This is a genomic window from Ruminiclostridium cellobioparum DSM 1351 = ATCC 15832, from assembly GCF_000621505.1.
GTDB classification, from domain to species: Bacteria; Bacillota; Clostridia; order Acetivibrionales; family DSM-1351; genus Ruminiclostridium; species Ruminiclostridium cellobioparum.
In genome coordinates this window covers 147,747-159,468 of the sequence record NZ_JHYD01000024.1, presented here as the reverse complement: position 1 = coordinate 159,468, position 11,722 = coordinate 147,747, and the positions used below count along the sequence as shown (strand labels likewise).

Annotated in this window: 10 protein-coding genes; all 10 read right to left on the bottom strand. The window is 41.8% G+C overall.

The features are described from left to right. A partial coding sequence (locus tag T344_RS0110025; RefSeq protein ID WP_027628584.1) for a hypothetical protein occupies nucleotides 1-437 on the bottom strand: 437 nt, incomplete at its 3' end. A gap of 238 nt (nucleotides 438-675) precedes the next feature. Next, on the bottom strand, nucleotides 676-3,129 hold the full coding sequence (locus T344_RS0110020; protein ID WP_027628583.1) for an ATP-dependent Clp protease ATP-binding subunit: 2,454 nt from the start codon (nucleotides 3,127-3,129) through the stop codon (nucleotides 676-678). 33 nt (nucleotides 3,130-3,162) lie between these two features. Beyond that, nucleotides 3,163-4,197 (bottom strand): protein arginine kinase, encoded by a 1,035-nt coding sequence (locus tag T344_RS0110015; protein ID WP_027628582.1) that lies wholly within the window; start codon nucleotides 4,195-4,197, stop codon nucleotides 3,163-3,165. After that, entirely contained in the window at nucleotides 4,194-4,682 is a 489-nt protein-coding gene (locus tag T344_RS0110010; protein ID WP_027628581.1) for a UvrB/UvrC motif-containing protein, read from the bottom strand. The genes T344_RS0110015 and T344_RS0110010 overlap by 4 nt, the downstream gene beginning before the upstream one ends. Before the next feature lie 121 nt (nucleotides 4,683-4,803). Next, nucleotides 4,804-5,262: a CtsR family transcriptional regulator gene (locus T344_RS0110005; protein ID WP_004627321.1), complete on the bottom strand. Its 459-nt coding sequence runs from the start codon at nucleotides 5,260-5,262 to the stop codon at nucleotides 4,804-4,806. A gap of 129 nt (nucleotides 5,263-5,391) precedes the next feature. Then, nucleotides 5,392-5,595: a hypothetical protein gene (locus T344_RS0110000; protein WP_027628580.1), complete on the bottom strand. Its 204-nt coding sequence runs from the start codon at nucleotides 5,593-5,595 to the stop codon at nucleotides 5,392-5,394. 300 nt (nucleotides 5,596-5,895) lie between these two features. After that, on the bottom strand, nucleotides 5,896-7,581 hold the full coding sequence (locus T344_RS0109995) for an extracellular solute-binding protein (protein WP_027628579.1): 1,686 nt from the start codon (nucleotides 7,579-7,581) through the stop codon (nucleotides 5,896-5,898). Nucleotides 7,582-7,667: 86 nt separating this feature from the next. Then, nucleotides 7,668-8,552 carry a carbohydrate ABC transporter permease gene (locus tag T344_RS0109990; RefSeq protein ID WP_004627290.1) on the bottom strand — a complete coding sequence of 295 codons (885 nt, stop codon included), beginning with the start codon at nucleotides 8,550-8,552 and terminating at the stop codon, nucleotides 7,668-7,670. A gap of 14 nt (nucleotides 8,553-8,566) precedes the next feature. Beyond that, nucleotides 8,567-9,538 carry an ABC transporter permease gene (locus tag T344_RS0109985; protein ID WP_084331179.1) on the bottom strand — a complete coding sequence of 324 codons (972 nt, stop codon included), beginning with the start codon at nucleotides 9,536-9,538 and terminating at the stop codon, nucleotides 8,567-8,569. Between the two features lie 340 nt (nucleotides 9,539-9,878). After that, a complete protein-coding gene (locus T344_RS0109980) occupies nucleotides 9,879-11,717 on the bottom strand; it encodes a sensor histidine kinase (RefSeq protein ID WP_027628576.1) in 1,839 nt (612 codons plus the stop codon). Between the last annotated feature and the right edge of the window lie 5 nt (nucleotides 11,718-11,722).

The following is an 11,722-nucleotide window of genomic DNA, read 5'->3' as shown; positions in this document are numbered from 1 at the left end:
TTTTGTTCAGCCGGCCCGGATGCCTCTGACGACTTACTGTTCAGGTCACCTGAGTCACTTTGTTCTCCGGTTTTTTCCACGGTCTTGCTGCCGGTATCCTGCTGCTGCAATCCGGATTGCCGTTTTTCCGATTGCTGCATTTTAGAATCCGGCTGCTTGTCCTGTGTGCCGGGAGTAGTTTCTTTGTCTTGACCGGGTTGGCTGTTTTTTGGAGGTATCTTTTTTATATCGGTAAGCAGCTTAATAACTGCCTGGTTTCCAATGGTTTTCTGGAGGATATTTATATCCTGCTGTGTCAATGAATTGGGCAGTCTTTTGAGACGTTGAATTATTTCCATGTAGTTGGGCTGCTTGACTAAGGATTTTTGTTTGGATGATGAGTTCTGAAGGTTTTTGTTCTGTGCCGCTGCCGATTTATCAGGTGCTCTGGTGTACATCCTGTTCAACTCCTAAAATTTATTCCTATATTGAATAGTAAATTTTGAAGTTGATTTAACACCCGGATTTTAAGATTTTTTCTACAATAAAAAATTGATATGAGAAAAAGCCGATTCCAAACAGAATCGACTTTTTCTTTTTCCGCCCCCTAACAAGGGGCACAGCTTATTCTTTCCGTAACTTTAAAGTTTATTTTTGATAAGCACAATATAATTTTATTACCTGAATTTTATATCATCACGCTTTTACCAAGTTTCCCGTTTTCCGGGTTACAACAATATTGTCACCGTCCATGCCGACTTTAATGCTGTCTCCGGCTTTAACCTTACCTTCCAGCATTTCCTCGGCAAGTTTATCCTCAACCATGCTTTGAATAGCACGCCTTAATGGTCTTGCCCCGAATATGGGATCATAGCCCTTTTTGGCCAGATGCAGGAGAAGCTCTTCACTTATTTCAAGATCTATTTCATTGGCTTTAAGCCGCTTGACAAGAACATCCGTCATAAGTTTTACAATCTCTCTGATATTCTCCTCTGTCAACGGGTGGAATACAATAATATCGTCAATTCTGTTCAGGAATTCGGGTCTGAACATTTTTTTCAGTTCACCCATTACATTGCTTTTCATATCCTCATAGTTTTTTGCACTCTCATCCTTTACTGCTGAGAATCCAAGGCGTTTTGGTTCGGTAATGGTTCTGGCTCCCACGTTGGAGGTCATGATAATGATGGTGTTCCTGAAGTCCACCACTCTGCCCTGGGAATCTGTCAATCTGCCGTCTTCAAGAATCTGAAGCAGTATGTTGAATATATCCGGATGGGCTTTTTCAATTTCATCAAAGAGCAGCACCGAATAAGGTCTTCTCCTCACTTTCTCGGTAAGCTGTCCCCCTTCATCATATCCCACATATCCCGGAGGCGAGCCCACCAGCTTGGATACGCTGTGCTTCTCCATAAACTCCGACATATCAACTCTTATCATGGATTTTTCATCTCCGAACATTGCTTCGGCCAGTGCTTTACACAGCTCTGTCTTACCGACACCCGTGGGTCCGAGGAATATGAACGAACCAACCGGACGTTTTGGATCCTTTAATCCGACCCTTCCTCTCCTGATAGCTCTGGAAATTGATTTAACAGCTTCATCCTGACCTATTACCCGGTTGTGAAGGGTATCTTCCATTTTAAGCAGCCGCTCGGATTCCTCCTCGGCAAGCTTCTTGACCGGTATACCGGTCCAGCTGGCTACTATATCGGCTATATCGTCGGCAGTTACAGTATCGGTTTTGGTTTGATTTCTTTGATGCCACTGGTCCTTGACTTTTTCAAGTTCATTTTTCAGTTTCTGTTCTTCATCTCTGATCCTGGCGGCTTTTTCAAACTCCTGACAGCGTATGGCATCTTCCTTTTCCTTGCTCAGCTTATCCACCCTTTCCTCCATATCCTTGATATCGGGGGGAGCGGTAAAGGTTTTCAGCCTGATTCTTGAAGCCGCCTCGTCTACCAGGTCGATAGCCTTGTCAGGCAGGAACCTGTCTGTGATATATCTGTCCGAAAGCTTGACCGAAGCTTCCAGTGCATCATCTGTGATTTTTACCCTGTGATGTGCCTCATACTTGTCTCTGACACCTTTCAGTATTTCCACAGCTTCCTCCTTTGAAGGCTCTCCCACAGTAATGGGCTGGAATCTTCTTTCAAGAGCTGCGTCCTTTTCGATATGCTTTCTGTATTCATTTAATGTGGTGGCGCCGATGACCTGTATTTCACCCCTTGCCAGCGAGGGCTTGAGAATGTTGGAAGCGTCGATGGCACCTTCTGCGGCGCCTGCACCCACGATTGTGTGCAGCTCGTCGATAAACAGGATAACGTTTCCTGCCTTGCGGATCTCCTCCATGGCCTTCTTCAGTCTGTCTTCGAACTCGCCTCTGTATTTTGCACCTGCCACCATTGAGGATAAGTCCAAGGTGACAACTCTCTTATCACTGAGGATTTCGGGAATATTCCCTTCAACTATTTTCTGTGCCAGGCCTTCTGCTATTGCCGTCTTACCGACACCGGGCTCGCCTATGAGACATGGGTTGTTCTTTGTTCTTCTGCTGAGTATCTGGATTACTCTCTCAATCTCCTTATCCCTGCCTATGACAGGATCGATTTTCCCGTCCCTGGCCATATCGGTAAGATCCCTGCCGAACTGGTTAAGCGTCGGGGTGGAAGAATTTGAGCTGCTGTTCTTGGGTGAACCGTTTGACCCCGGCGTCTCTTCATTCAATATCTTCACCAGTTCATTCAGCAGCTTTTGGGGGTCAACGCCCAGGTCCATCATAATTCTGACTGCTACACTTTCGCCTTCCTTCATTATTCCCAGCAGGAGATGTTCCGTTCCGATATAACCCTGCCCCATACGCCTTGCCTCTTTAAATGCAAGTTCCAATACACGTTTTGTTCTGGGAGTGAATCCTACAGGTGTTTCCCCGGCAGTTTCACCTCTTCCGATAAGTTCGTCTATTTCCCTTGAAATTTTTTCTTCTGTTATTCCCTGTGCCTGAAGAACTCTTGCAGCTACTCCCGTTCCTTCTTTTACGAGACCTAACAGTATATGTTCCGTTCCGACATAGTTATGTCCCAGTTCAACAGCACTTTGCTGTGAAAACGAAATTGCTCTTTCTGCTTTTTCAGTAAATCTTTGATACATAATATCCTCCTTTCAAGCGCAACTCTATAGTAATTAATTGTTTTCCATTTTTTGAATTTTCATTCTAATGAGCTCTGCCCGCTTTACATCCCTCTCCTCCTGGTTCAGCTGCTTTCCGGCTATTTTCTGGAGAGTGGCAGGCTGTGAAAGCACCAGCATTTCATTTAATGCCAATATATTAATATCCTTTATTATTCCCATACTTACACCAAGTCTAACATCCGAGAGCAATTTAAAGCATTCCTGTGTGGACAGGACCCTGGCATTTCCCAGAAGTCCATAGGATCTGAAAATTCTATCCTCAAATATATATATATTCTGCTTATACAGTTGATATCTCAGCGCCTTTTCCCGGTCAATAATCTGTTTGCAGATGGCATCTATTGCGGCTATGGTTTCATCGTCCTTCCGTCCCAGAGTAATCTGGTTTGAAACCTGAAACATATCCCCAACGGCCTCACTATTCTCGCCATAGATCCCCCGTACTGCCACGCCCAGCTTGGTGCAGCTTTCCAGGATGGATTTCATAAACCCCGACATCACCAGTGCCGGCAAGTGGAGCATAACCGAAGCTCTCATCCCGGAGCCGATATTTGTAGGGCAGCTTGTAAGATAGCCATATTTGTTATCAAAGGCGTAATCAGCCTTTTCCGCAATAATTGAATCAATTTCATCACATATTCTATATGCCTTTTCCAGCAGTATCCCCGAAAATATGGCCTGAATCCTGATGTGATCCTCTTCATTGACCATGATGCTGACATTTTCGTTTTCATTTATGAAAGCTCCGCTGTTTCCCTTGGATTCCGCCAGCTCAGGACTTATGAGATGTCTCTCCATCAAAGATACCCTGTCAACGGGATGCATTGAAGTCATGTCGGCAAACATTAATTTTCCGTAATTTGAATATTCTGAAATGATGCCCTGCATTCTTTTTACAAGAGCAGCCTGGTGTTTTGGTGTCATTTTTGCCGAAAAGGGTATATCGGCAAAATTTCTTGCAAGTCTCACTCTGCTGGAGACAGCAACATCAAGTTCGGGGCCTTTTTCTACAGGTATTCCGTTCATTCTTCCACCTCCAGAGCACGTATTCTGTCACGGATTTCGGCAGCCTTCTCATATTCCTCTTTTTGCACCGATTCATTCAGGAGCTGTTTCAGCTTCTCTATTTCGTCGGGAACATTTACCTTACTGCTGACTCTTACAGGAACTTTTCCGTGATGCTCCGCATTTCCGTGAAGCCTCTTTATGATGGGGTCCAGTTTCTGCTGAAAGGCCTGATAGCATTGTGAACAGCCCACTCTTGAGGTTTTAAGAAACTCTTCGTATTCCATACCGCAGTTTTTGCATTTAAGTGTCTCAGGTGCTTCCTGTTTTACCTGAGTACCAAACAAACCATTGATCAAATCGTTAAACCCAAAGGGAGAAACAAATTCAGCATGGCTTATTTGATTGGCACATTGTTCACAAAGGTAAATATCTACCTTCGTATTGTTCATTATTTGAGTAAAATGCACATTTGCAGCTCTTTGCTGACAATTTTGACAAAGCATATTAACCTCCTAAGCCATTTTATGGCTTTGACATGTTATGGCTTTGAGCCGCAAGCGCGGCCACAAATCTCTTCACTCCCTCATCCGCTATAAGGCGAATAAAGGAGGTTAACCCTACACTTTATACTAATAGACTAAGAATCATATTTTTAAGCAGCGTTGCCCTTATAATATCCCTATCCGGCATGGGAATGGCACCGACTACTTTATCGCTGGCGGCGGCCTTCATAATATAGCCTTCTCTTTCACTGATTACATCGTAATCAATAAAATTATTTATGAATACTTCAGCCGACTGCTGTGAAATACTGGTTCCCATCGAAGACACAATATGCATCAGATAGTTGCCCGGTCTTGTAATGTTAATCCTCTTGATCTTCACATGACCTCCGCCGCCTCTTCTGCTTTCCACATAATAGCCCCTGTCGGTAGTAAACCTTGTGGATATTACATAGTTGATCTGCGAAGGCACGCAATTGAATTGGTTTGCCAGTTCGTTCCTCTGTATCTCAATAGCTCCGTTGGTATCGGAAATCATCTGTTTTATAAAGGTTTCTATAATATCACTTAAGCTTGCCACAGCATCACCTCCAAATAGCGAAATTGATTTTGACTATCTTTGACCTTAACTAAAGTATATTATATTTTTTAATTGCTTGCAATCCTTTTTTATATTTTTTTCGGAATAAAGACAGACTTAATATCCATTTTATGGCTGCTTGTTGTCAGTCCTGTTATGGGGATCGGTAATTTCGTTCAGCCTGTTTGCGATTTTGACCTGCTCCTGGGGTAATTTCCACTCCCAGTTGGAGGGTACAAATTCAGGGTACGGGGTGTTTACCTCCCCCGGGTTTTCCATATTTGTTACAGTTTTTACATCGGGATTATCCCTGGTTACCTTGTAATATCTCATAATTACCTCCACAACTGATATATAACTATTAATATAATTGTATTCTCATAATATCATTTACTATCATTGTCTTCTTAAAAAAATACTTTAAAAAATACTTTTTGATGATATAGTTATAATCCCTCTTAAAACGACTTATATACGACGTAAGGATAATTGGCAAAATGAAATGATTACCTGTGTTTACAGCCGTATTTTTTGATAATGCAGCGGAATTTTGCCTTATTAACGAAAAAAATGAGCTTGCAGCATTTTCTCTGCAAGCCCGTTCCTATTTGGAAATTATTGGTCAAATTAATTTTATTTCGCTCCAACTTTTGCTTTGTTCTCAGCAACTTTTGTTCTCTGATAGTCAAGAGCCTTCTGGTAATCTATTGAAGTCTTATAGTCTTCATAGTCTTTCCAGAGTTTGTCAAATTCTTCATCCGACTTAGCCATCAACAGCTTGGGAAGAATTTCTCCCCATTTATTTTCCGCCTTTGCAAGGATTTCTCCTTCATCACTGTCTGCAACAGGTCTGTTGTTATCATATACACCATAGTGGGAGCTCTTTCCTTTTGCCCATTCACGGTACTGGTTGAAAGGCTGGCCCGGATCCGGTTCCCAAAGATTCATCATTGAGGAATTGAACATCCAGATTTCACCGTAGGTGTTGTACTTCTTCTTGAAAGTAGCCATGTCGGAGTTCTTCATCTTGTTTATTTCAGGCTTTATAACAGGCTTATTGTCAACCATATCATAAGTTTCGCCTTCTCTTCCAAGGTAAAGGGCCTTCTGTCCGTCTTCACTCATGCCCCATGACATGAACTTGATAGCTCTGTCAGGATTCTTACAGTTCTTTGTAATCATAGTGAGCTCCCAGCCTGAATAACCGGTTGTGCTGAGCATAGGAGGATCCAGTTTGCTGTTTGCAGGCCCGTCAACTGAAATATAAGTTTCCTCAGGCTTGTTGGTATACAGCTGTCCCAGAGGTATCATAGCGTCCTTCCACTGATAGAACAGTGCAAAGTATCTGCCCTGCTGGATTTTTTCCTCGATTTTTGTTCTGTCATCAACAAATACATCTGTGGGCATCATACCTATTTCATGTGCTTTTCTGAAAGTTTTAAGCCAGTTGATGTAATCAGGATGAGGATTACCGCATCTGGTATCATAGAACTTTCCGTCTATCTCTCTGGGAATGGCAAGATATTCAAGAAGTATATCTTCATAAGAATTGTTACCTATTGATGTAAAGAAAGTTCCGCTGAACGGTATCAAAGCTTGACCGTTGTCAACCTTCGGGAACTTTTCTTTAGCAGCCTTAAGTGCATTGAGGAATCCGTCGGGAGTTCTCATATCAGGCTTTCCTATTGCTTCATAGATATCCTTTCTAACGAGGAAGGATCTATTTGAAATAACATTATATTTGGTATTATCGTCAGGTGTATTGCCGTTGCAGGGATATCCGAAAAGATTTCCGTCCTTGTCCTTGTACCAGTTGACGATATCGGGAGCCGCAACCTTCCAGAAATACGGATCGTATTTGTCTGCCAGCTCATTCAACGGATATGTATATGCGTCGGTGGACAACTGGGGAACCTGCTGTTCGTACCATCCCAGCGTTACCATATCAGGCAGTGAATTTGATGCTATCATGGTATTCAGCTTCTGTCCTGCATTTCCAACAGGCACTATAAAGTTGATGTCAATGCCTGTCTGCTCCTTAATCAGTTCATGAGCAAGATTTCCTTTTGGATTGTCAAACCAGGTTTCGTTGACATACCAATCCAATTGCATTGGGGACGTATCCTTTTTCCAGCCTGGTTCTTCTTCGGCTGCTGTTGTACTTTCAGCCGCACCGGTAGATACCGCTGCAGTGTCCGAAGCCTTTGAAGTATCACTGCTGCCGGTGGGCTGGCTGCCGCCGCATGCTGCCAGCAATGTAACTGCCATAGTCAATGCCAGTACAAGGCACAGTAACTTAGCAATTTTAATCTTTTTCATACTATTCCCTCCTGTTAATTATGTGTTTTATATAATACTCAAGCAGCGCGCTTAAGCATTTATAATCAGTAGAAATTGAATATTGCTCATTCTTTTACCGATCCTATGAGCATACCTTTTACAAAGTGCTTTTGCAGGAAAGGGTATATACATACGATAGGAATTGTAGTAATAATCATTGTAGCCATTTGAAGCGATGTGGAGGTAAAGTTTGTCTGGCTTACCGAACCTGCCATGAGGGATGTCTTGGCGGAATCCGAGGTCATGATTATTTTGTACAGATAGGTCTGTATGGGATGAAGCGCCTGCTTGTTTGTGTATATGATTCCCATGAAATAATCATTCCAGTTAAATACCCCGTTAAACAAAAGAATGGTTGCTATAACGGCTTTTGACAGAGGAAGTACTACCCTGGTAAAAACAGTGAAGTAATTTGCTCCGTCCATTTTTGCCGATTCCTCCAGGGCTTCCGGAATGGTTCTGAAGAAGGCCTGGAAAATTATCAGATCAAAGAAACTGAACATTACAGGAATTATATATACTATAAAATTATCAAACATGCCAAGGGTCTTGATAACTATAAAGGTAGGTATGAGTCCTCCCGAGAAAAACATTGTTACAAGCCCCATATTCATATAAACTTTTCTTCCGATCAGTTCCTTTTTCATAAAGGAATATGCCACCATTGCCGTAAAGAATACATGCGTGGCTGTTCCTACCAGAGTTCTGGCAATGGTAATGAAAAATGCAGTAATAATTTCATTGTTTCTGAAAACTTCCTTGTAGTTATCCCATGTAAACTTGCGGGGCCACCAGTAAAGTCCGCCCTGGGCCGAATCAAACCCGTTGTTCAGGGAATGTATCAGAACATACCAGATGGGATACAGGGCACAGAAACAAACCAATAACATAAATAATATATTTAAGGTGTCAAATACTTTAGATCCGATGGACGTTTTCATTTTACTCATATGCATTCCTCCTGTTAAACCAAAGACGTGTCTGTAAGTTTCTTTGATGCCTTATTTGCAGTATACAAAAGGATGAATGCAAATACCGATCTGAATAAACCTACTGCCGTTGCGTATGATAATCTGCCGTTTTCAATACCCAGACGATAGGCATAGATATCTATAACGTCGATAACATCGTACAGGACAGGCTTATAGAATACAAACAGCTGTTCAAAATTGGACCCCAGGAGGTTTCCTATATTTAATACAAGCAGAACTGCTACGGTTCCTTTTATTGAAGGCAGGATGACATTCCATACCCTTCGCAGTCTTCCTGCACCATCAATAACCGCCGCCTCAAACAGGCTTGGATCGATGCCCGATATGGCCGCTATGTAAATAATCGCGTTCCAGCCGATTTCCTTCCACGTCTCGGAGGTTATCAGTATTCCCCAGAAATACTGCGGCGTTCCGATAAGATGGATGGGCTCCTTCAATAATCCCACATGAACTAAAAGTGTAGTTATCAGACCCGAATCCGATAACCAGTTGTACATTATACCGCCTACTATTATCCAGGATAAAAAGTGCGGAAGATATGAAACTGTCTGAACAAATCTTTTGAACCTGGTAGATAACAGCTCATTTAAGAGAATTGCAAATAGTATCGGTATGGGGAATCCAATTATCAACCTTAAGAGGTTAAGACCGAAGGTATCCTTCATAACCAGCCAGAAACGGTCATCTGCAAAGAATTCGGTAAAATTCTTAAAGCCTACCCATTTGGAACCCAGCACTCCTTTTGCAACATTGTACCGCATAAAAGCGATTATGATAAAATACATCGGAATGAAATTAAAAATTATCATCCAGATTACGCCAGGGATTGCCATGGCCTGTAAATCCCTTTGCGCCCATATTCGGGAGATCAGACCTAAAACACCCGATCTCTTTGTTCCCAGGTTTCTTTTTTGTGCGACAGGCATATTGGACAAGATAAACACACACCTTCCTCGTTTTTTGAGAGTAGCAGTACGATAAATGAACAGTATTTGTGTGGCTGACCATCATAAAGTCAATTATGTTTGAAGCCTTCGCCTTCCAGACAAACATGTGCTTTCAAGCATTTTATTTTGAGATGGTAATTGACTTTGTAATTTTATTATAGTGTAAGCAGGTGAATATAAACAGGTAAGCGGTTTTAGATTTGGTTCGTTTTTTTTGGTTGTTTTATACAAAAAAATCGCACCTTTTTTACCGGTATTTGTTGATTACTGCTACAACATACAGTTGCCGGTACAACTGCAGTAAATGTGAAGCTCCAGCCACAGGTGAAACCCGGTGTCAACTCTGTGACACTCCCGGCAATCTGATGGTCAATTTTGTAAATGAGCCCTTAATACTTGTGATCTCTATTCCATATTTGTTTCCATAAAATAATTTGATTCTTTCATTTACATTTTTAAGTCCTATTCCGTTTCCTTTTTTCTCCAGGCGCATGTCGACGGGGATATCCGAAGTCAGAGCCTGCCTTACTTTTTTAAGGCTCTCCCCGTCCATACCCATGCCATTGTCTATTATTTCTATTGAAGTATTTTCTTCATCGGAGTATCCCCGTATGGTTATCTCACCATTTTGTCCAAGTGGTTCGATACCATAATATATTGCATTTTCAACTGCCGGCTGAAGCATCATCTTCAGCACTTCATATTCCATAAGTTCCGGGGGGATTTGAATGTTCAGCCTTATTTCATAGTCATACCTTATGTTCATCAGAAGGATATAATTTCCGATATATTCTATTTCCTCTTTAAGCCTTACGTATTCCTTTGTCCATTTCATGCTGTAACGCAGCAGCTTTCCGAGAGAGTTTATGGCATCGGCCAGTTCATATTTGCTGTCTATTTCAGCCATCATACTGATATTCTGCAGGGTATTGATAATAAAATGTGAATTGATCTGGGTGAACAGGGCATGTATTTCTGCATTTTTCTTAGCCTCCTGCTTCTTTACCACCTCGGATATCAAATCCCCTATTTTGGAGATCATTCTGTTGAAATGAAAAGCCAGTTCACTCATTTCATCCTGGCCGGAGACATTTACACGGGCATCGAGCTTTCCGTCCTCGACTTTGCGCATTGAAGCGATTATCTGCTTTATTTTCACAAGCAGAAGGTTTGTCAGGATATAGATTATAACGCTCATCAAAAGCATTGCCAGAATACTTTCCGCAATAATAAGGGTTCTGGCGTCATTCAAATTTTTTCTGATGGTATCATTTGTTACCACATAGCATATTGTGGCGTCCAGGGTTTCTATATAATCGGATATCAGTGTCATGGGCACTCTGCCCTTTTTAATATGTATTTCCGTGCTCTGACCTTTCAGATCATACCCCTTGTACAGCTCCGTCAAACCGTTGCCGTCCAGGTTGTACTTTTTGGCAAAAGCACTTTTACTGTCATAAATAATGTTACCTCTGTAATCTATGACAAACGCGATCAAATTCTGATTTTCCGACTGTGAGAACATATGCCTGAAAAAAGTATCGGTATACATTGAGGTCTCAATAAACCCCAATTGCTTGTAATTGGAGTATCTTAACGGAACAAAAAGCGACACTACGTTTTTTCTTTCAAGGGTACCGGGATTGAAGTTTACCTCGGGATGGTCAAACTGCCAGTAACCGTGCGAATATTTCATTGTCTCGGTCACTATTGTTTTTTTATTTTTAAGACGTGAATCACTGTAAATGATTGAACCTATTTCAGGAAATTCAGGATTGCTGACATAGATTCTTATTTGATATATATCAGGACTCAGGTTTCTTATGAGCAATATCCTTTTTGTCAGCTCCATGCTAAAATCCACAACTTCGGTCTGATCCTCCCTGTCCCAGCCTTTTATATAGGACATGGTATCGTAATCCCCCGATATTGCATTGATAGTCCTGTAGCAGGTGTCAACCTCCCTTTCAATACTATATTTGGTCTCTTTCAGCAGATCTCTGGAATCTCTTATAAGATCCAGTTCTGTGGATTTATTGGTTTCATTTATAAGCTGGCCGGCAAAGACAATTATAGTTATGCCGATAACCACCGAATAAATTATCATGAGCTTGTGGGCAAGTTTCAACCCGCTGAAGAACGTAATTATTGAAATAAACAGCTTTTTGGCTCTCATGGCTA

Coding starts and splice junctions, on each gene's coding strand:
- T344_RS0110020 (WP_027628583.1), bottom strand. CDS start 3,129: ATGTATCAAAGATTTACTGAAAAAGCAGAAAGAGCAATTTCGTTTTCA.
- T344_RS0110015 (WP_027628582.1), bottom strand. CDS start 4,197: ATGAACGGAATACCTGTAGAAAAAGGCCCCGAACTTGATGTTGCTGTC.
- T344_RS0110010 (WP_027628581.1), bottom strand. CDS start 4,682: ATGCTTTGTCAAAATTGTCAGCAAAGAGCTGCAAATGTGCATTTTACT.
- T344_RS0110000 (WP_027628580.1), bottom strand. CDS start 5,595: ATGAGATATTACAAGGTAACCAGGGATAATCCCGATGTAAAAACTGTA.
- T344_RS0109995 (WP_027628579.1), bottom strand. CDS start 7,581: ATGAAAAAGATTAAAATTGCTAAGTTACTGTGCCTTGTACTGGCATTG.
- T344_RS0109990 (WP_004627290.1), bottom strand. CDS start 8,552: ATGAGTAAAATGAAAACGTCCATCGGATCTAAAGTATTTGACACCTTA.
- T344_RS0109980 (WP_027628576.1), bottom strand. CDS start 11,717: ATGAGAGCCAAAAAGCTGTTTATTTCAATAATTACGTTCTTCAGCGGG.